The 19,525-nt window shown below is 47.4% G+C and carries 19 protein-coding genes and 1 riboswitch; of the genes, 7 read left to right on the top strand and 12 right to left on the bottom strand.

Annotation, left to right across the window (positions count from 1 at the left end):
- The first annotated feature begins 2 nt into the window (after positions 1 to 2).
- From CRN96_RS03080 to CRN96_RS03090, 3 genes are all read left to right on the top strand, one after another.
- On the top strand, positions 3 to 1,754 hold the full coding sequence (locus tag CRN96_RS03080) for a vWA domain-containing protein (protein ID WP_097039038.1): 1,752 nt from the start codon (positions 3 to 5) through the stop codon (positions 1,752 to 1,754).
- Positions 1,755 to 1,878: 124 nt separating this feature from the next.
- Positions 1,879 to 3,192 (top strand): branched-chain amino acid transport system II carrier protein, encoded by a 1,314-nt coding sequence (gene brnQ, locus CRN96_RS03085; RefSeq protein WP_097039683.1) that lies wholly within the window; start codon positions 1,879 to 1,881, stop codon positions 3,190 to 3,192.
- A 167-nt stretch (positions 3,193 to 3,359) separates the two neighbouring features.
- On the top strand, positions 3,360 to 4,259 hold the full coding sequence (locus CRN96_RS03090) for an AEC family transporter (RefSeq protein WP_143544285.1): 900 nt from the start codon (positions 3,360 to 3,362) through the stop codon (positions 4,257 to 4,259).
- Between the two features lie 48 nt (positions 4,260 to 4,307).
- On the opposite strand, the gene CRN96_RS03095 is transcribed toward CRN96_RS03090, so the two are convergent.
- From CRN96_RS03095 to CRN96_RS03105, 3 genes are read right to left on the bottom strand one after another with little or no spacing between them, the layout of a single operon-like run.
- Positions 4,308 to 5,501: a toxic anion resistance protein gene (locus CRN96_RS03095; protein ID WP_097039041.1), complete on the bottom strand. Its 1,194-nt coding sequence runs from the start codon at positions 5,499 to 5,501 to the stop codon at positions 4,308 to 4,310.
- Complete coding sequence (locus CRN96_RS03100) at positions 5,485 to 6,243, bottom strand: 5-bromo-4-chloroindolyl phosphate hydrolysis family protein (protein ID WP_097039043.1); 759 nt, start codon at positions 6,241 to 6,243, stop codon at positions 5,485 to 5,487. Before CRN96_RS03100 ends, CRN96_RS03095 begins: the two co-directional genes overlap by 17 nt.
- Before the next feature lie 19 nt (positions 6,244 to 6,262).
- Positions 6,263 to 6,532: an acylphosphatase gene (locus CRN96_RS03105; RefSeq protein ID WP_097039045.1), complete on the bottom strand. Its 270-nt coding sequence runs from the start codon at positions 6,530 to 6,532 to the stop codon at positions 6,263 to 6,265.
- A 106-nt stretch (positions 6,533 to 6,638) separates the two neighbouring features.
- Between CRN96_RS03105 and CRN96_RS03110 the strand changes: the two genes are divergently transcribed.
- On the top strand, positions 6,639 to 6,950 hold the full coding sequence (locus CRN96_RS03110) for a DUF1033 family protein (RefSeq protein WP_097039047.1): 312 nt from the start codon (positions 6,639 to 6,641) through the stop codon (positions 6,948 to 6,950).
- A 150-nt stretch (positions 6,951 to 7,100) separates the two neighbouring features.
- A complete protein-coding gene (cspA, locus tag CRN96_RS03115) occupies positions 7,101 to 7,301 on the top strand; it encodes a cold shock protein CspA (RefSeq protein ID WP_017548994.1) in 201 nt (66 codons plus the stop codon).
- 135 nt (positions 7,302 to 7,436) lie between these two features.
- Here cspA and lysA read toward each other — a convergent pair whose 3' ends face one another.
- The 8 genes from lysA to CRN96_RS03155 all read right to left on the bottom strand — a co-directional run bounded on the left by lysA (position 7,437) and on the right by CRN96_RS03155 (position 16,179).
- A complete protein-coding gene (lysA, locus tag CRN96_RS03120; RefSeq protein ID WP_097039049.1) occupies positions 7,437 to 8,714 on the bottom strand; it encodes a diaminopimelate decarboxylase in 1,278 nt (425 codons plus the stop codon).
- On the bottom strand, positions 8,704 to 9,777 hold the full coding sequence (locus CRN96_RS03125) for an alanine racemase (protein WP_097039051.1): 1,074 nt from the start codon (positions 9,775 to 9,777) through the stop codon (positions 8,704 to 8,706). The genes lysA and CRN96_RS03125 overlap by 11 nt, the downstream gene beginning before the upstream one ends.
- Before the next feature lie 10 nt (positions 9,778 to 9,787).
- The gene (locus tag CRN96_RS03130) at positions 9,788 to 10,930 is read right to left on the bottom strand and encodes a M20 metallopeptidase family protein (RefSeq protein ID WP_097039053.1); all 1,143 of its coding nucleotides are present in this window, start codon (positions 10,928 to 10,930) and stop codon (positions 9,788 to 9,790) included.
- The gene (dapD, locus tag CRN96_RS03135; RefSeq protein ID WP_097039055.1) at positions 10,923 to 11,639 is read right to left on the bottom strand and encodes a 2,3,4,5-tetrahydropyridine-2,6-dicarboxylate N-acetyltransferase; all 717 of its coding nucleotides are present in this window, start codon (positions 11,637 to 11,639) and stop codon (positions 10,923 to 10,925) included. The genes CRN96_RS03130 and dapD overlap by 8 nt, the downstream gene beginning before the upstream one ends.
- A gap of 3 nt (positions 11,640 to 11,642) precedes the next feature.
- Positions 11,643 to 12,368: a 4-hydroxy-tetrahydrodipicolinate reductase gene (dapB, locus tag CRN96_RS03140; RefSeq protein ID WP_097039058.1), complete on the bottom strand. Its 726-nt coding sequence runs from the start codon at positions 12,366 to 12,368 to the stop codon at positions 11,643 to 11,645.
- Positions 12,365 to 13,255, bottom strand: coding sequence for a 4-hydroxy-tetrahydrodipicolinate synthase (gene dapA, locus CRN96_RS03145; RefSeq protein WP_097039060.1), 891 nt, complete (start codon positions 13,253 to 13,255; stop codon positions 12,365 to 12,367). Before dapA ends, dapB begins: the two co-directional genes overlap by 4 nt.
- Before the next feature lie 18 nt (positions 13,256 to 13,273).
- On the bottom strand, positions 13,274 to 14,254 hold the full coding sequence (locus tag CRN96_RS03150) for an aspartate-semialdehyde dehydrogenase (protein WP_097039062.1): 981 nt from the start codon (positions 14,252 to 14,254) through the stop codon (positions 13,274 to 13,276).
- Positions 14,255 to 14,346: 92 nt separating this feature from the next.
- A riboswitch (Lysine riboswitch) is annotated at positions 14,347 to 14,527 on the bottom strand.
- Positions 14,528 to 14,574: 47 nt separating this feature from the next.
- A complete protein-coding gene (locus CRN96_RS03155) occupies positions 14,575 to 16,179 on the bottom strand; it encodes an ABC-F family ATP-binding cassette domain-containing protein (RefSeq protein WP_097039064.1) in 1,605 nt (534 codons plus the stop codon).
- A gap of 82 nt (positions 16,180 to 16,261) precedes the next feature.
- Between CRN96_RS03155 and CRN96_RS03160 the strand changes: the two genes are divergently transcribed.
- Both CRN96_RS03160 and CRN96_RS03165 read left to right on the top strand, forming a co-directional pair.
- Positions 16,262 to 16,987, top strand: coding sequence for an NAD-dependent protein deacylase (locus CRN96_RS03160; RefSeq protein ID WP_179647080.1), 726 nt, complete (start codon positions 16,262 to 16,264; stop codon positions 16,985 to 16,987).
- Between the two features lie 23 nt (positions 16,988 to 17,010).
- Positions 17,011 to 17,874, top strand: coding sequence for a CvfB family protein (locus CRN96_RS03165; protein ID WP_097039067.1), 864 nt, complete (start codon positions 17,011 to 17,013; stop codon positions 17,872 to 17,874).
- 103 nt (positions 17,875 to 17,977) lie between these two features.
- On the opposite strand, the gene CRN96_RS03170 is transcribed toward CRN96_RS03165, so the two are convergent.
- Complete coding sequence (locus CRN96_RS03170) at positions 17,978 to 19,441, bottom strand: MDR family MFS transporter (RefSeq protein WP_097039069.1); 1,464 nt, start codon at positions 19,439 to 19,441, stop codon at positions 17,978 to 17,980.
- Positions 19,442 to 19,525 lie beyond the last annotated feature (84 nt).

Below are 19,525 nucleotides of genomic sequence, written 5' to 3' on the forward strand. Positions count from 1 at the left end.
ATATGACGTATTCTTTTATCAAATTCAATGATGAACTGGTCGATTCCAGAAATATGATGGAGCTGACCGATCTCGCACGCCTTCTTTTCAGGAACCGGGAGCTGACCGTCAATGTCCAGAAATATTCCTACTTCAATCCGTATAAAAATGTTTTGAATTTCAGTATGTTCTGGAAGCACAGGAATGATATCAATGAACTTGACGGCTTCAAACATGATATCTATACACATTACAACGCAGAGGAAACTCTGGATTATACCAGGTACACTGAAATGATGGATCGGGACGGGTACCTGAGGCAGATATTTTTATCGATCGAATACTTCAGGTTGCGGAAAAATGCAGTGAAGGAAAGGCCGGTCATCAAAAAGCTTTTAGAGGAAGGGGACGGGATTTTAAGACAGCATTATTCCAGGCAGACGGAAAATGCGGCTGATGATTTCCTGCGCCGTATGAACTTGAAGATCCTGCAGTACGAGGATGTCTTTGAATATGAGGGCATCCCTTTTGACATGGAGTCGGACTCCACTGAAGAAAGCATAATCAAAGCGGAAACATTCTTCGATGAAGTGGCCAAAATACCGGGTTTCGACACTTCCGGTTTCATTCCAATACATGATATTTCCTTCAGCGACCTCGATGCCTTCATTAAAAGCAATGACTTCAGAAAAGATCCCGAGGCACTGCCTTCGGAAGATGATGAGGTTGATGAGGATGAGAAAAGTACGGTCGATACAAAGACGAGCGGGGCGGCGAAGGATGCCAGTGTTCTCGGCGAGGTCCAGGAGGCAGCCAATGCCCGGAGGTCCAAAAGCAGGAAGGTGAACATGTATGACGATGATGTAGATGACTACAATGAAGGTTTCGGAAGCAACCGCGGAGAGAACACCTTCAGGGATAAAGCATCGACAAACCGCCATGCCATACTGGAGAGAACCAGCCCCAAGGTCAATCTGAATGACTATCAAAAGTACAGGGAACTTTACAATCAATACAGAAGTGTGAGCAGACAGGCGGTGGGCGACCTGCAACAGCTTTTGAATCATAAGCAAAATGAAATCCGGATGAACCAGTCGAGCGGAAAATTGATGAAAAACCCGACGATGCCCATTGTCGAAGGGAGTCATAAGCTGTTCGTCAAGGAGCGTTCGGAGTCGAGGGAAATTGATGCCGTCTTCACTTTAATCATCGACCGGTCCTTTTCAATGGAACCCCATCTCGAAAATGCGATTGCGGGTGTCATCGTCTTCAATAACATTTTAAAGTCACTGAATATAAAGCACAGGATCATATCCCATCACGAAGACACTTTCGAGGTCGGTCCGGAAAGCTTTCCAAACAAGGTATACGAACATATGGATTTTGATAAGTCCAATTATTATTATCCCGTCTCCATACTGGATATTGAAGCATCCGGTGACAACAGGGACGGTTTCATATTGAAGCATGAAATTTCCTTATTGAAGTCACGAAGTGAAAATGACCGTTTCATCATCATGTTCTCCGACGGACTGCCAAGCGCAGAAGATTATAACCAGAGTGGCATTGTAGACACGCATGAGGCGGTCAATATCGCAAAAAGGGAGAATATCCATATCATCAATGTCTTCATCAGTGAAGAAAGTGATGAACAGACCATTGAATCCATCAGGAACATATATGGTAACAACACCATCCTGGTCGCGCATGCCCATGAAATGGCACATGCAGTCGCCAATACGCTTAAAAAGATATTATTGTCACTTATAAACTAATTTACATCAATTGAAATATAGTCTGAAATCTGAAAGTTTAAAATCTTATGGACTTTATTGATTGAATGAGATAGAATAGTTCTATAATTTCAGATTATACGGGGGCTCACACATGGATACAAAAATGAGTACGAAAAACGTTTTTATAGTAGGTTTCATGTTATTTGCAATGTTCTTTGGTGCAGGTAACTTAATATTCCCACCCGGCCTTGGCTTTGTAAGCGGGGATTTTTTCTGGCTTGCAATATTGGGCTTCGTCATCACAGGCGTCGGGCTGCCATTGCTCGGTGTCATCGTGGGATCGATCTCTAAAGAAGGTTATAAAGAATCACTGAAAGCGATTCATCCGGCTTTTGCCATCGGGCTGCTCGTGGTCATTTACTTGACGATCGGGCCATTCTTCGCCATACCGAGGACTGCAACGACGGCATATGAAATGAGCGTGATTCCTTTCCTGGATTCGCCGAGCGGGATTTCACTCCTGATATTTTCCCTGCTGTTCTTCATAGTCGTGTTTGCACTGAGCTGGAATCCCGGTTCCATTGCGGACAGCATTGGTAAAATACTTACACCATTACTGCTGATCTCAATTGCACTGCTGGTGATTACAGCGATTACAATGTACATAACCAACCCTGTCAATCCTGCCGGGGAAGGGTTCAATACCGAAGCACCATTCTCAGCAGGCTTTACAGAAGGGTACCTGACGATGGATGCAATCGCCGCAATCGCTTTCTCCGTCATCGTCCTGAATGCAATACGCGCCACCGGCGTCAAAAGCAGGAAAGCTCTGTTGTTCGGCACGATCAAGTCAGCTTCATTGGCAGCATTGCTGCTCGGTCTTGTGTACGTTTCCCTGGGCTGGCTCGGCAACAGGGTCGACCTTTCAGGTACAGCACCCGATGAACAAAACCTTGGAACCTTCCTACTGACATATATATCAGCCGATGCATATGGCGGTTTCGGAGCGATTTTACTGGGTCTTATCGTATTGCTCGCATGTATCACTACGGGTGCCGGACTGATTGTAGCCGTTAGTGAATATTTCAACAGCATAGTCTCTAAAGTGCCTTACAGAGTTTTTGTAGTCCTTTTCACATTAATTTCATTCGGACTGGCAAACCAGGGGCTCGATCAGGTTATAACGACAAGTGTACCTGTATTGTCCATCATTTATCCGATTGCCATGACATCCGTGTTATTACTGATCACCAGTTATTTTGTACCGACACCGCGCCTTGCGCTTCAGATACCGGTTGTGTTGGTCATCATAACCAGCATACTGGCGGTGGTCCACAGAAATGGCTGGGCTGAAATGTCATTTCTTGAAGCGCTGCCGCTGTTCAATGCATCGTTCGAATGGATTCCTCTTGTGATCATCGGTTATATCATTGGGTATTTGATCGGCATGAAGAAACCAAGAGTGAAGTATACTTGATGAAAATATTTAAAGCGACGCACAATGTGCGCCGCTTTTTTATTGCCTGTTATAAGTTTTTCATATCATCATAACACTATTACTTATGATTTATCCATGTTATAATAAGATTATCTTATGATATAGAAAAGAGATGATTCGGGTTGAATTATATCATTCCCGTCTTCATGGACGTCATCGTCCCTATTTTAATACTTCTTGGGATTGGTCTTCTGCTTCAAAGGAAATTCCAGTTCAGGCTGAGACCGATCGCCAATCTCGTAACATATTGCTTCATGCCCGCTGCAGTCTTCATCAACATCTATCATGCAGAAATCAATTTCTCTTTAGTTGTGCAGCTCTTCCTTTATTTATCACTGTTCATCAGTATACTGATCATATTGAGCAATATATTGAGCCGTCTGTTGAACCTGGAAAACGGGGAAGCGACCGCCCTTAAAAACAGCATCTCCCTGATGAACTCCGGAAACTACGGACTGCCGGTCAGCCAGCTGGTTTTCAGTTCGAACCCGCTCGGCGTTTCGGTGCAGATCATCGTACTTGTGGTCCAGAACCTCCTCACATTCACTTACGGGCTGTATAATTTGATTTCCGCTTCAAAGTCGATCATCGAGCTGCTGCGTGATCTGCTCAAACTGCCGATCATACATGCACTCGCAATTGCGATTTTGTTTAAGATATTCGATGCACCGATACCAACTTTCCTGCTCGTACCGATTGAACAGCTCGCAGGCGGATTCGCCGCCCTTGCTCTGATCCTGCTCGGTGCACAGCTTGAAAGCATAAAAATCCGCACATTCCATAAAGTCATCCCCTGGAGCCTATTTGGACGTCTGGTCGTCGGACCTGTCGTAGCGCTGATTTTAATATTCACGATCGGTCTGGAAGGCGTCATCGCGCAATCACTGTTCATCGCCAGTGCTTTCCCAACATCGAGGAATACAGCGACCCTTGCACTTGAGTACGATGTCGAACCGGAACTTCATGCCCAGATCGTCCTGTACAGCACATTGCTGAGCAGCATCACGGTGACGTTCGTCATTTTCCTTTCAATGCAGCTGTTCTAAGACAATAAAAAACGGTGCGCCCGATTAGTGGGGTGCACCGTTTTTTGGTTAGTACCTATGTTCTTCCTTCAGCTGCAGCAATCTCTTCTTCAGATCCTCTTCCATTTGAACGAGTTCCGTTTCCGCTTCTTTACGTTTCTGCGAACCCTCTGCCTGGATCTGGAGTGTCTCTTCGATGGTGGTGACAAGGTTCTCCTGGGTCACTTTCAAGGTCTCTATATCCACGATGCCCCGCTCATTTTCACGCGCTGTACGCAGTGAATTCTGCTTCAGCATCTCGGAGTTTTTAGTCAGCAGATCATTGGTGGTGTTGGTCACTGCCTGCTGTGCTTTCGATGCAGACTCCTGGCGGAGCAGGGTGAGTGCGATCGCCATCTGGTTTTTCCATAAAGGAATGCTTGTCAGTATGGAGCTCTGGATCTTTTCGGCGAGTGTCTGGTTGATGTTTTGTATCATCCTGATCTGAGGTGCCGACTGGAGGGTGATCTGTCTGGAAAGTTTCAAGTCATGGACCCTTTTTTCAAGACGGTTCAAATACTGCATCATATCATTGACGTCCTGGACATCCATCTGATTTCCGGATTCATCCGCCTTGGTCCTCAATGCAGGCAGCACTTCCGTTTCTATTTCTTCCTTCTTAAGCTCAGCCGCTGCGATATAGATGTTTATCGCGTCGAAATAATCTTTGTTCTGATCATATAAGTTATCAAGCAGGTGTACATCCTTGATCAGGACTTCTTTAGCGTGTTCCAGCTGTATGCTGATGCGGTCGACCTGCGAAGCGACGCTCTGATGCTTCGAAATCAGTTCGTTGACTGATTTTTTCATTCTGCCGAACAGACGGCTGACTATATTCTTTTTATCATTCGTCAGCTCATCAGGATCGATTTCCTTCAGCTTCTTCATAAGGTTCTCAAGTGTATCGCCGATGGGCCCGACATCTTTCGACTGGACTTCATTCAACATCTGATGGGAGAACTTGGACAACGCCTGCTGGGCGTTGGAACCATAGGTGATCAGTGCGTCATTGTCGAGAGGCTCGATCTTTGATTTTATGTCTTTGATGCGCTTCATATCTTCTTCGCTGAACTGTTCTTTGAAAGTCGTCAATACACTGCTTTCCCTCTCCCCGTCGGTTTCCGCCTTTTCCGGCTGCAGGGCAGGGTAGTCTGAAGTCGACGCCGTGCTGAACGGATCACTCAGAAGCTGATCCTTCAAATCATTATCATTTTTCTGATTCATCATTGTCACTCCTAAACACTTTTACTTTTTCCCGTTCCTGTTTGGGGATGCTGACCTTTTCCCGTTCCTGGTCCGGGATATTCACTTTTTGTTCATCCATTTTGTTCTCGAGCTGCATTTTTCTGCCGGAACGTTTCCTGTTCAAGCTGATGATATCCTTTTCGACTTCCAGTGACTGGTAAGCCGGCCGGTTCATATGTGAGAGATTGGACTGCAGCGTCCGCTTCAGCTCAAGCATGGACAATCTCGTCTCATGCAGCTTGATTTTTTCCTCCTTGGATTTCCCGGGCATCCTGTATAAGAACAAATACTGTTCGATGGTGTTCACCGCCGAGTCCAGATTGGAATGGAAAAATTGCTGTACATTGTAAAATACCTTTGGATTATCTTCGACGGTGGTGACGATGGATTTGACTATCCGGTTGATATCGAAGATGAGCTTGGCATCTTTCAATGTACGTATATTGTAGTAGCTCTGCCTGAGACGGTTCATCTTTTCCTTTGCTTCTTTCAGTTGGGACTGTATATACTTATACTCACTTTTAGTCAGACCGTACTCCTTCAGCTGCCTGTTGAAACTGACAGACTGGGTGGGGAGGTAGGCTGCAAAAAATCCACCTGCACCGACCAGCATGTCAAAGAACAGGTGAAAATCCAGAGCAAGCATTGATGTCAGGCCGGTCACGATTGAAGCCGGTATGGCGACTAAAGTTGCAGTCCAACGTGAAATGTTGAATTTCATATGTTAACACCTGCAATCATCATAAAGTTTTGAAGTCAGTGTATTTCTCTTCCGGTTCTACAGAATCCACTGTATACTCATCTATACGGGATGCAGGCGCGGGACCGTTGATCACCTCATCGGTGAACCGTTCAAGAGAGGACACTTCTCCCTGGGCGAACACTTCGACATCCGCCGTCAAATTTTTGGCATATCCCTTTATCCCGTATTGATCGGCAATGGTTTTGGTGTGATATCTGAATCCCACACCCTGTACTCTTCCACTTAAAGTAATCAATCTAGCTTCCATGTTCCCACCTCTTATTAACAATTATAAAAGTTTCTGCTTGATATTGCTAATTATTCGCGTATATAATATGACTATTATCTCAATGACCCGGTTAGGAGTTTTAAAAATGTATCAAGTGGCCGTTTTAAAAGCTGATTATGAAGGTTGGTGGCTATTTGAAGGATGGCAGGAGGATCTGATCGACATCAGGGATTTCGATTCCGAAGATGCCATGATCCGGTATTACAGACAGCTCGTGCAAGAAATGACCGCGGAATTTCATTCCTGTCAGAAAGGCAAGTATGGCCTCTGCGCTTTTTTCAATGCATGTGAACTGGAATACTGTGAAGAGTGTGAAGAGGATCTGCAGATTTACTATACTCCGCTTTGCCTTAAAGACAGAGAATTCCTGGAAGTCCGGACAAATATGAATATTTAATGAATTTGTGTTTGCAAAAGTGTACTATCTTTAGTATACTTTACATATCAATAAGCAATAGAAACATGTTTGAGAAAGACTAGATTTTCTATTTTTTCAGGACTATGATTTTATTTGCTATTGTAATATAGTCTTTTGGAGGAACAATCAATGAAACAAGGTACAGTAAAATGGTTCAATGCAGAAAAAGGTTTTGGCTTTATCGAGATTGAAGGAGAAAACGACGTATTCGTTCACTTCTCAGCAATCAATCAAGAAGGCTACAAGTCTCTTGAAGAAGGTCAATCAGTAGAATTCGAAGTAGTTGAAGGCGACCGCGGCCCACAAGCTGCAAACGTTGTTAAACTATAATTAAAAAATTAGTCAACGATTGTCATAAATTGCCAATTGAACTCCGTCACTGATCGTGGCGGAGTTATTTATTGGAATAAAACCCCCGTTCATCTGCTCTTTGAGCCGATGAACGGGGGTTTCTATATTTCATCTTCAATCTTCCATAAGCACATCATTCTGTATGAGCTGATCGAGCGTCTGTCTTTTGATGACTTCCCTGACACCGTCGGATGTGATGAATACTACGGCAGGCTTCAGCATCTGATTATAGTTTGAAGCCATCGAATAATGATATGCACCTGTGGTTTTGACAGCCACAAGATCACCACGCCTGATATTCGCCGGCAGGGGTTTATTTTTGCCTATGATGTCACCGGACTCGCAGAGTTTGCCGACGACATTGACAGGAGTGCTATCCGCACCGTCAGGACGCTGCGTGACGGGTATGATATCATATTCGGCCCCATAGAGCGGGGTGCGTATATGGTCGCTCATGCCGCCGTTTACGGAGACGTAGCGGCTGACGCCCGGTATATCCTTCACCGTGCCGACTTCATATACCGTGATCGCCGCTTCAGCTGTTATCGAGCGGCCGGGTTCGATGATGACATGCGGTATGCTGAAGCCGTATTGTGATGTCATTTCTTTCAGCCGGGTGAAGATTTCATCGAAGCCTTCTTCCACAGGGAACCTGATGTCTTCATCCGTATAGCGCACACCGAAGCCGCCGCCCATATTGAGGATTTCAATCTCTATCTCATGGTCATTCAGCCAGTCGTATACGGCCGTCAGTGCATTGACGAACGGGGCCGGATCGGACAGCTGCGAACCGAGATGGTAATGGATACCTTTGAAATCGAGGTTTTCCGCCTTTTCAATCTCCTTCACAGCCTTCAGCGCCGTGCCGTCTGCAATGGACAGGCCGAATTTACTGTCGGTCTGTCCCGTCGATATGAACTCATGAGTATCCACATCGACACCCGGATTAACCCTGAGCAGGACATTCACAGGTGAATCTGCGATTTCATCCAGGAGGGTGATCTCGTCGAGTGAATCAATGATGAATAAAGTGACCCCCTGGGCGAGGGCGAATTCGAGCTCTTCAGGTGTTTTATTATTACCGTGGAACTTGATCCTGGACGGATCGATGCCTCCCCTGATGGCAGTATACAATTCCCCTGAGGAGACCACATCGATTTCCATATCCTCCTCTTTCAGCAGCTGTATCATCTGAAGGGAGGTGAAGGCCTTCGAAGCATAGGAGACCGAGTAATGCTCCACATGTGATGAAAGGACCGTGTGGTACCTTCTCATCATCCCCCTCATATGGGCTTCATCATAGATGATGAGTGGTGTACCGAAACGTTCGGCAATACTAGTGACATCCTGGCCGCCAAACTGCAGTTTATCATTATGGTATTCAAGACTCATTTGTGATCTCCTTCGTTAAAGTATTATAGTTCAAGGTTGCGAGCTGTTCCGAATTTGCACCGACACCTTTGAATGTATATTCGTCCAGGCGCATTTCAGGGTGGTAAATATATACTCTGTCGCCGGTTGCAACTGCCTCATCCACCTCGACGAGCATATGGCTCATCATCAGACTGACGATGGGGTAGCGCCGCCCGTTGATCAGGCAGTCGTATTCCGCCCGTTTCCTGAGCACACCGTCGCCGTACCCGATGTCGACGATCGCAACTTTGGTCCTGCGTCCTGCGACAAAAGACCCGCCGTAGCCCATTGGCATATTCTCGTCCATATCCCTGATCTGTACCACCGAGGAATAAAGTTCAAAAGGCTGGACGAACATCTCATCATTCAAACCGGAGTAGGGCTTGGAGCCGTATAAGCCGATTCCGAGCCTTGTATGCGTATGTCCCGGCAGCAAGCCGTCACGGACGAAGCTTGCGGTATTCTGGGAATGTATATATTCCGGAGTGATGTCGAGCCTGTCAAATTCCGCCAGGAACCCGAGCCAGCTTTTCCGTTCTATTTCATAATTGCCGTCGAATTCATCCGCATAGCCGAAATGGCACCATAACCCCTCGAGGCAGAAACGTTCTGATTCATCCATTTGGGCCTGATGATGCAGCACCTGTTCAACTTCCCCGAAATTGTCAAAACCCGACCGGTTGAACAGGCCGGCGTATTCGATATGGATGCTGATGCCGGCAAGTTCCTCCCGGTACTTTTCATAATATGCAAGTGAGGGGAGGGTGATGCTCAGATCGAGCCTTCTCACACTGTCGAATTCAGTGGTGGGATTGAGTAAAAACACCATCGAATCATCAGTCATTTTCCTGATCGCTTCCGCCTCTTTCAGGGATGTTGTCGCAAAAGCGCTGATGCCTGCTTCCAGGAACGCTTCCACCACAAGCTTGAGGCCGAAGTTGTAGGCATTGTTCTTAACGACAGCAATGGTCGGGATGCCATCCCGGACCCGGACTGCCTGTGAAACCAGTTGTTTTCTGTCTATAGTCAGTATTCCACTCATATCTTTAACCTCAAAACTTGTAGTTCTTCAATATATTTTCATAGTAATCCGCCACACGGAGAAGCACTGCTTCATCAAAGTTGAACGTCGGGGTATGGAGGCTGCTCGTAAACCCTTTTTCTTCGTTTCCGGCACCGATGAAGACGAAGTACGCAGGTGCGACTTCACTGTAGAAGCTGAAATCCTCACCAAAGAGATAAGGTTTCTCCTTGATCACGGCCTCGAAACCGGAGGCTTCCAGGCTCTGATGGACAAGGGGTCTCAATACAGAGTCATTTTTGACAGGCGGATACCCTTCATTGTATGTCACCTCGACTTTACAGCCATAAAGGTTTTCGACACCTGCCCTGATTTTTTCCATCCGGCTTTTGATCAACGCAAGATCATTTTCTTCGTAGGTCCGGATCGTCCCTTCGAGATAACCGTTTGACGGCACTGTATTAATCGCTTCCCCCGCATTCATCTGCCCAAGATGGATGATATTCCGGTTCAGGCCGTCGAGATGGAACTGCTGTATCTGCGATATTTCGCGGGTGGTGAACATCAGCGCTTCTATTGCCGATTTACCGTTGTGCTTACTGGCAACATGGGCGGATTCACCTTTAATGTAAAAACGGTACTCCGTGGCACTTGCCGTCATTTCATGGTCCCTGAACAGGGCGAGACCAGTCTCTTCGTCAGGCATCATATGTATGCCGAATATGGCATCAATCTCATTCCTGGCGGGCCAGCTGTCGATCAGCTGCTTTGCGCCGGCCATCGTCTCTTCACTCGGCTGGAAAATGAAATAACAGTTGTGGGGGAGCTTGCCTTCATCATATAAAGACTTGCACCGCCTCACAAACAGGAGCAGGGCGGCTGTATGGCCATCGTGCCCGCATGCATGCATCACACCGTCATTTCTGCTTCTGTAGGGGACATCGTTCTCTTCATGTATCGGCAAAGCATCAATATCTGCACGGAACCCAAGCGTGATGTCACTTTCACCTTTTAAATACGCAACCACCCCGGTAGGGAGTGGTTGCGTATAGGTGACACCCAGAGATTCAAGAACCTCTATTATATAAGATGTTGTTTCGAACTCATTCATGCTGAGTTCCGGATTTTCATGCAGATGTCTGCGATGTCCGGTTACAAAATCAAGTTCAGTCATTGAGCTTCCTTAGTGCTGAAACGATCTCTTTTTTGGAATCGGAAACTTCGCTTGCCTGTTTGATGACTTTGGCCGGCGTACCTGCGACAACCGCACCTTCAGGCACATCTTCCGTCACGATTGCGCCTGCTGCAACAATCGCGCCTTTACCTACACGGACACCTTCTAGTATCACTGCATTCGCACCGATCAGCACATCATCTTCAATGACGACCGGTGATGCGCTTGGCGGCTCGATGACGCCTGCGAGCACTGCACCTGCACCGACGTGGACATTTTTACCTGTCGTTGCACGTCCGCCGAGTGAAGCGTTCATATCGACCATCGTACCTTCACCGACGATTGCGCCGATGTTGATCGTTGCACCCATCATGATCACTGCACCATCTTCAATGACGGCATGTTCACGGATGAAGGCACCCGGTTCGATTCGTGCTTTTGTATTTGTAAGATCTTTTAATGGAATAGCCGAATTTCTGCGATCCTGCTCAATTTCAATCTCCGTAAAAATATCTTCATTCTGCTGATGGAATTCCTTGAATTCCTCATAATCGGCAAATATCGTCTTTGAGCTCTTGCAGCCAAAAACTTTGAAGCTTTCAGGGAATGTGACATCCCCGAAATTGCCGTTCGCGTATACTTTTACAGGTGTTTCCTTCCTCGCATCCGAGATGTACTGAATGATTTCCTCTGCTGTAAACTTTTCCATTAATTATTCTCCTTTGAACAAATTATTATAATCATAAAAGCCGTCGGCCTTGTGCTGAAGCACCTCTGCTGCCTTGATCGCACCGTTTGCGAAAATCTCCTTCGACTGGGCACGGTGCCTGATTTCTATCACTTCATCCAGGCCGGCAAACAGGGCGGTGTGGTCACCGACGATGGTGCCGCCCCTGATGGCGGAAACGCCGATTTCTTTGGCGTCCCTCTTCTGGTAGACATCTGAACGGTCATACACTGCATGACTGTCGCTGCGGTGTTCAAGCGCCGTATCCAAAAGCTTCACCAGGGTGCCGCTCGGGGCATCGACTTTTTTATTATGATGCGCTTCGATCAATTCCAAATCGAAATCTTCCAGCTGTGCCAGTGCACTGGCCAGAAGATTATTAAGCACATGTACACCATAACTCATATTCGCACTAAAAAAAACCGGTGCGCTCGCACTTCTTGTCTTTAATGTCTCGACGATTGTATCTTTTTCACCTGTCGTTGCAACGACCAGGGGCGTTTTGAAATCTTCCCCGATGAGAGGGAGGAGGAGTTCGGGATTTGAAAAGTCGATTGCGACATCCGCCTCCGCTTCATCGATGGATTCAAATGCGGGATAATCTGAGTTGTTGTTACGGGCAATCACACCGGCAATTTCATGACCTGCTTCGAGCAGCAGGCGTTCGGTGATCTGGTTCATTGCGCCGTAGCCGATGAGTAATACCTTCATACTTTTGAACCCTCTTTGAATGCTTCATAAGCTTTCACTATTTCTGCGCGCATTTCTTCCTCCGCCGGAAGCAATGGCAGCCTCAGCTCATAGTTGCCGAATCCGAGTTCGCTTGTCAACGCTTTGATTGGAATCGGGTTTACATCAACCTGTACGGCTTCAATCAAAGGCATAAGGCCCGTGAAAGTGTGTTTAGCGTTATAATCGCCCTCCGTCAGCCTGCTGTAGATGCTCTGCAGCTCACCCGGGATGACGTTGCCGACCACACTGATCAGCCCTTTGCCGCCAAGCTGGATGAAGTCTGCAAAATTGTCGTCATTGCCGCTATACAGTACGAACTCCTCCTGATCGATCATGTTCATCAGTTTGATCGTATAGTTCAAGTCGCCGACTGCATCTTTCAAAGCGACGATATTGGAATGTCTGCTCAGCTCGACCACGGTTTCCGGTTCGATCGTCATGCCCGTGCGTCCCGGTACATTGTAAAGGATGACCGGAATGTCGATTGCATCCGCAATTGCGGTAAAGTGGGCGATGAGTCCTTTCTGGTTCGCCTTGTTGTAATAAGGTGTGATGAGCATCACACCATCGGCACCGGCTTCTTCGGCATATCTGGAAAGCTCGATGGAGCTCATCGTGGAATTGGTGCCTGTGCCTGCGATGACCGGTACTCGGCCGGCAACGGTATCAATGCCCACTTTGATCAGCGTTTCGATCTCCTCAGCTGAAAGCGTCGGGGATTCCCCGGTGGTGCCGTTTACGATCAATGCCTGCGCATCATTTTCTATGAGGTATTCTATATGTCTTCTGAATGCGTCGTAATCCACTTCGTTATCATTGAACGGGGTCGTCATTGCAACGCCGATACCTTCAAAAATTGGATTCATATATAACACTCCTATTAATTATTTATCATCCATGATTGATTTAAGGATCTGAACCGTATTCTGTGCGGCACCCTTCAGCAGGTTGTCGCCGACACACCATACATGGAATGTATTCGGAAGAGTAGGGTCCCTGCGGATTCTGCCGACGAAGATCTCAGGACGGTCTGCAGCATCAAGCGGTGTCGGATATTCGTTTTCGGAAGGGTTGTCCATCAGTACGATATGCGGATGGTCTTCAAATGACTGCTTCACTTCTTCGACGCTCGCTTCCCGTCCAAGCGTGACGTTCATCTGGACTGCATGGCTGCTGATGATCGGGACCCGGACACATGTCGCAGTGACTTCAATCGAATCATCCTCAAGGATTTTCTTGGTCTCATCGATCATCTTCTTCTCTTCTTTTGTGTAACCATCATCTAAAAAGTCATCTATATGCGGCAGGACGTTATTATGGATCGGACGCGGGTAAGTGGTCGGTTCAGCACCTTTGGCACCTTCTTCAAGGTCCCGTATGCCGCCTTCACCCGATCCGGAAACGCTCTGGTAAGTCGCATAGTGCACGCGTTCCACACCGAATTTTTTCTGCAGCGGCTGCAATGCCACAACCGACTGGATGGTGGAGCAGTTGGGGTTGGCGATGATGTTCCGCTTGAACTTCGGTTTATTGATTTCCGGAACGATCAGGTCGATATCTTCCTTCATTCTCCAGAAACTCGAGTTGTCGATGACGATTGCACCGCTTTCTTCGAACAGGGGTGCAAATTTCTCACTCGTTGAACCGCCGGCACTCATGACGACATAGTCATACTTTTCCTTTGCCGCTTCTTCGGTCAGTTCCCGGATCGTATAAGTTTCACCGCCGACCTCGATTTCTTTGCCTGCAGAACGTTTGGAGGCAAATAAAACCAGTTCATCATATTTAATTTCATAACGCTCCAGCATTTCTATCAATTTACTGCCTACAACACCGGTAGCTCCAACAACTGCAACACTTACCATCAAAATTCCTCCTAATATAGTATTAAAGAACGAGATCATCCAAGATAATAAAAAAACAAGCCCGGTGTGCCGGACTTGTTTAAAGTGTTATATACAAGTGATGCACTCCATTATCTTTAAAATAATGACAAGCCAGTAGCTCTTAACCTTCTGGCCCAACAGTCCATTCCCCGAAGAACGGACCATTTCGGCATCTTACCCTTTCACTTATATGATTCACGGGAATCAACTGACTAATAAGTTACTGATGATGGATGCGCCTCATCTCGCTATTTAATTATTAAATGTCATTATACATGTTGATTGTGATAAAGTAAACCTTAAACTTTCAAAACGCCTTTATCCTTCAAATACTCCTCGTAGGTCGATTCTTTGACGATTGCACCTTCAGGCTTGATCTCAAGCACTTTATTGGCGATCGTATTGATGAATTCGAAGTCATGGGAGGTGAAGATGATTGAACCTTTGAACTTCTTCAGCCCTTCGTTCACGGACGTGATGCTCTCCAAGTCAAGGTGGTTCGTCGGCTCATCCAGTAAAATGACGTTCGCTTTCGACAGCATCATCTTGCTCAACATCGCACGCATCTTTTCTCCACCGGACAGGACGCTTGCCTTTTTCTTCGCTTCTTCACCGCTGAACAGCATCCTGCCGAGGAATCCGCGGATGAACGTTTCCGTCTGCTCATCTTCCGGTGCATACTGGCGCAGCCATTCAACGAGGCTCGTATTGACACCTTCAAAGTATTCAGAGTTGTCTTTTGGCATGTAACTCTGCGAGGTCGTCACACCCCATCTGACTTCACCTTCGTCGGGCTCGACTTCTCCTGCAAGGATGCGGAGCAGGGTGGTGCGGGCGATTTCCGTATGGCCGATCAGTATGACTTTATCATACGGATCCAGCGTGAAGCTCACGTTATCAAGCACTTTTTCCCCGCCGATGGAATGCGTCAGGCCGCTCACATACAACAGCTCATTGCCGATTTCCCGTTCCGGTGTGAAATTGACGAACGGATATTTTCTTGAAGAAGGCTTTATATCCTCAAGCTCGATTTTTTCAAGCGTCTTCTTACGGCTTGTCGCCTGTTTGGACTTGGATGCGTTTGCGCTGAAACGTGCGACGAAATCCTGGAGCTCCTTAATCTTCTCTTCTTTTTTCTTATTCTGGTCCTGTGCCATCTGCAGTGCAAGCTGGCTTGACTGGTACCAGAAATCGTAGTTTCCTACATACAGTTCAATCTTTCCAAAATCGAGGTCCGCAATATGTGTACATACATTATTCAGAAAGTGACGGTCGTGGGAAACGACGATTACCGTGTTTTCGAAATTGATCAGGAAGTCTTCGAGCCATTGTATCGCTTCGATATCCAGGCCGTTCGTCGGCTCATCGAGCAGCAGTACATCAGGGGTGCCGAACAGGCTTTGTGCAAGCAGCACTTTCACCTTCTGATTGTTCTCAAGCTCGGACATCTTCTTATCCACAAGTGAAGCATCTATACCCAGGCCGTGGAGCAGGCTCTCTGCATCACTTTCCGCAGTCCATCCGCCCATTTCGCCGAATTCGCCTTCAAGCTCGGCGGCGCGGATCCCGTCTTCATCGGAAAAGTCCGGCTTCATATAGATTTCATCTTTTTCCTTCATTATGCTGTACAGCTGCTCATGTCCCATCAGGACGACATCGATGACCTTCTCGTCTTCATAACCGAAATGATCCTGTTTGAGTATGGCAAGGCGTTCATCTTTACCCATAGACACATGGCCGCTCTGAGCATCCATCTCCCCGGACAGGATCTTAAGAAACGTCGATTTTCCTGCACCATTCGCCCCGATCAGACCATAACAGTTCCCCGGTGTGAATTTGATATTCACATCTTCAAAAAGCTTACGGTCACCAAAACGTAAACTTACGTCACTTACTTGTAACATACACATTCTCCTTAAATATATTCCTTAAGCGATAATACCACAAATATGGTACCATTGAAATAACTTAGTAAGAGGAGAAAAGATGATGAAACAGGAATATCAGCAACTGGCCGATATCATTGAAAAATCTGATAATATCGTTTTTTTCACGGGTGCGGGGGTTTCTGTAGCGAGCGGCATCCCGGACTTCAGAAGCATGGGCGGTCTGTTCGATGAAATTTCAAAAGAAGGCCGCTCTCCGGAATATCTTCTCAGCATCAACCATCTGGAGGATGACCCGGACAGCTTCATCCGTTTCTATAAGAAGCGCCTGCTGCTTGCCGATAAATCCCCTAATGCCGTGCATGAATTCATAGCGGACCTTGAAGCCCGCGGCAGATCGGAGGGGGTCATCACCCAGAACATCGACGGCCTGCATGAGGATGCCGGCAGCACAAAAGTGGACGCGCTGCACGGCTCACTGAACCGGTTTTACTGCATGGAATGCAGGGAAGCATATCATAAGACGGAAATCATAGAACAGGATATTTCATACTGCCGATGCGGCGGGGTGGTGCGGCCGGACATCGTATTGTACGGTGAGGTATTGGATGAATTGACGGTGATGAGTGCAATGGCTAAACTGCAGAAGGCGGATACGCTGATCGTCCTCGGGACATCGCTCGTGGTCAATCCGGCAGCTTACCTGACCACTTATTTCAGAGGTGATGACTTCGTGATCATCAATAAAGACAGCACGCCATTCGATGATGAAGCGACACTCGTGATCAATGACGACATGACGGAAGTAATAAACGCAATCAGATGACTTGAATTATAGGGGACAGAGCTATGGAAAACATATCAGGAACAGTACAATTTTTAGAAGTGATCAAAAAAGAAGGTTCGACATATCATTTAGTATATGAAAAAAATACCTTCATCCGGATGAACGCCTCGGCGACGGAGCAGGAATTCGGCATCGGTGACGAAATCAGTGCGTTCATCTATCCGAACAGGAGTGGCGAACTCTTCGCCGTTCCGATGGTACCTGACGTCGCAGTCGGGAAATTCGGTTTTGCTGAAGTGACGGAAGTGAACAGGGACGGGGCATACATCAACATCGGCTCTCCGAGGGACATCCTCATCCCGTGGGTGGACCTGCCAAAGGTGAAGGAAGTATGGCCGAAACCCGGCGATAAGGTCTACACACAGCTGCGGGCGGAATCCGACAACCAGCTGTACGGCAAACTGGTTTCAGAAGAGGAAATGGCAGAACGGTTCACCCCGGTGGCACAAGATGGTTTTGAAGCCATCAAGAACAAATGGTTCGAAGCAAGGCCTTACAGGCTTTTGAGGATCGGAACATTTCTTCTGACGGATGAAGGGCATAAAGTTTTCGTCCATGAATCCGAAAGGGAAAAAGAACCGAGGCTCGGTGAGCTTGTGAAGTTCAGGGCAATCGGCATCAATGAAAAAGGTGAGATCAACGGTTCATTCTTACAGCAGGCGTATAAGAGGATGGACGATGACGCTGAAAAAATCCTCGATTACATCACCAAAAACGACGGCATGATGCCTATGTCCGACAAATCGGATCCCGAAGACATCAAAGAGGCATTCAACATGTCGAAGGGCGCATTCAAGCGTGCACTCGGCCGCCTGATGAAGGCTGGCCGCGTGGAGCAGAAAGACGGCGGCACTTATTTGAAGTGAGGCCGGATATAGATTCTATAAGCTGAATGAATGAAATAAAATCCCGTGCATCTGACTCCGGTGGAGAAGATGCACGGGATTTTTATTTATTTCTTAAATGATTTTATTCCAATCCGCTTCCATGCAGCCTACGGATGATTTCTTTTTCCTCTTTCGGCCTCTTCATGAACAGTGCCAGTATAAAGGCGGTCAACGCAAGCAGTGTACTGCCCATGAACGCCCATTCAAAACCGACGACCTGGGCCATATCTACTGCCACCGATTCGGATATGGAGCTGTCGGGGGTGAAACTGCCAGACCCCATGGCAACAAGTGTGATCAGTATTGCCGTCCCGATGGCTGCAGAAATCTGCTGGAGGGTATTCGTCATCGCGGAAGCGTGGGAATACCATTTCGGCGGCAGCTGATTGAGTGCGGACGTCACCACAGGCATCAGGGCCATGGATAAGCCGAACATGCGGACCGCATAAATGACAGTCAAATAAGTGAATGTCGTCTCCAGGGACAGGTTGGTGAACATGAATGTCGTCACCGTCACGATGCCGAGTCCTGTAAGGGCCAGATATTTGGCACCATAACGGTCATACAGCCGTCCTGTCACAGGGGACATGAGGCCGATGACGATTGCTCCCGGCAGGAGCATCATGCCCGATTCAAGTGGTGAAAAGTCCAGCACATTCTGCATGAACAGCGGCAGCAGCGTCTCCGCCCCGATGAGCGATACCATCACCGTCATGGAAATCAGGATGGCAAGCGTGAATATTTTAAATTTGAACACCCTGAACTCAAGCATCGGTGTTTTCAAAACAAGCTGTCTCCACACGAACATGCCGATGATGAGTACGCCGAGGAGGAGGGTGGTGATGACCACCGGGCTTGTCCATCCCTGGTTGGAAGCGATGCTGAAACCGTATAGGAATGAACCGAACCCTGTCGAGGACAGGATGATCGAGAGGATGTCTATCTTCGGTTTCCTGAGATCTGTCACGTTGCGGAGGAACAGATGGGCAACCACCATCGTGACACCGACGATCGGAAGTACAGTGACGAACAATGACCGCCATGAAAAGAACTCCAGCAGCACGCCTGAAAGTGTCGGGCCGATCGCCGGACCGAAAGCGATCACTATACCGATCAGGCCCATGGCGGTGCCGCGTTTATGTACCGGGATGATCGCAAGCAGCACAGTCATCAGTAAAGGCAGCATGATGCCGGAACCGGAGGCCTGAACGATCCGTGCAAACAGGAGCACCGGATAAATCTGGGCCGTGACAGCGATTGCCGTCCCAAGTCCGAAAAGGCCGATTGCTGTGAGGAACAGCCCCCGGGTGGAAAAACGGTCGATCAGGAATGCCGATATGGGGATCATGATGCCGTTCGTCATCAGGAATGCAGTTGTCATCCACTGGACTTCAGCCTGGGTGATGTTGAAAGCCGCCTGTATGGAAGGGAGGGCCGTGGCAAGTAAAGTTTCATTTATGATGCCCATGAATGCACCCGTCAGCAGGGCTGCAATCATCAGTGCCTTATCTTTTTTGGGTAAGTCCCATGAATTCTCATTATTCATATTTTTTTCTCCTTTTGTTGTAAAGCCTGTGAAGCACAAGAAGGAGCATACCACAGAAAAAATATTTAAAGCAATCAATTGAAC

The sequence above is a fragment of the Salinicoccus kekensis genome (assembly GCF_900220995.1).
Lineage (GTDB): Bacteria > Bacillota > Bacilli > Staphylococcales > Salinicoccaceae > Lacicoccus > Lacicoccus kekensis.

Bases quoted from the DNA above. Each gene is read 5' to 3' on its own strand.
- CRN96_RS03080 (WP_097039038.1), top strand. From the start codon at position 3: ATGACGTATTCTTTTATCAAATTCAATGATGAACTGGTCGATTCCAGA.
- brnQ (WP_097039683.1), top strand. From the start codon at position 1,879: ATGAGTACGAAAAACGTTTTTATAGTAGGTTTCATGTTATTTGCAATG.
- CRN96_RS03090 (WP_143544285.1), top strand. From the start codon at position 3,360: ATGGACGTCATCGTCCCTATTTTAATACTTCTTGGGATTGGTCTTCTG.
- CRN96_RS03095 (WP_097039041.1), bottom strand. From the start codon at position 5,501: ATGAATCAGAAAAATGATAATGATTTGAAGGATCAGCTTCTGAGTGAT.
- CRN96_RS03100 (WP_097039043.1), bottom strand. From the start codon at position 6,243: ATGAAATTCAACATTTCACGTTGGACTGCAACTTTAGTCGCCATACCG.
- CRN96_RS03105 (WP_097039045.1), bottom strand. From the start codon at position 6,532: ATGGAAGCTAGATTGATTACTTTAAGTGGAAGAGTACAGGGTGTGGGA.
- CRN96_RS03110 (WP_097039047.1), top strand. From the start codon at position 6,639: ATGTATCAAGTGGCCGTTTTAAAAGCTGATTATGAAGGTTGGTGGCTA.
- cspA (WP_017548994.1), top strand. From the start codon at position 7,101: ATGAAACAAGGTACAGTAAAATGGTTCAATGCAGAAAAAGGTTTTGGC.
- lysA (WP_097039049.1), bottom strand. From the start codon at position 8,714: ATGAGTCTTGAATACCATAATGATAAACTGCAGTTTGGCGGCCAGGAT.
- CRN96_RS03125 (WP_097039051.1), bottom strand. From the start codon at position 9,777: ATGAGTGGAATACTGACTATAGACAGAAAACAACTGGTTTCACAGGCA.
- CRN96_RS03130 (WP_097039053.1), bottom strand. From the start codon at position 10,930: ATGACTGAACTTGATTTTGTAACCGGACATCGCAGACATCTGCATGAA.
- dapD (WP_097039055.1), bottom strand. From the start codon at position 11,639: ATGGAAAAGTTTACAGCAGAGGAAATCATTCAGTACATCTCGGATGCG.
- dapB (WP_097039058.1), bottom strand. From the start codon at position 12,368: ATGAAGGTATTACTCATCGGCTACGGCGCAATGAACCAGATCACCGAA.
- dapA (WP_097039060.1), bottom strand. From the start codon at position 13,255: ATGAATCCAATTTTTGAAGGTATCGGCGTTGCAATGACGACCCCGTTC.
- CRN96_RS03150 (WP_097039062.1), bottom strand. From the start codon at position 14,254: ATGGTAAGTGTTGCAGTTGTTGGAGCTACCGGTGTTGTAGGCAGTAAA.
- CRN96_RS03155 (WP_097039064.1), bottom strand. From the start codon at position 16,179: ATGTTACAAGTAAGTGACGTAAGTTTACGTTTTGGTGACCGTAAGCTT.
- CRN96_RS03160 (WP_179647080.1), top strand. From the start codon at position 16,262: ATGATGAAACAGGAATATCAGCAACTGGCCGATATCATTGAAAAATCT.
- CRN96_RS03165 (WP_097039067.1), top strand. From the start codon at position 17,011: ATGGAAAACATATCAGGAACAGTACAATTTTTAGAAGTGATCAAAAAA.
- CRN96_RS03170 (WP_097039069.1), bottom strand. From the start codon at position 19,441: ATGAATAATGAGAATTCATGGGACTTACCCAAAAAAGATAAGGCACTG.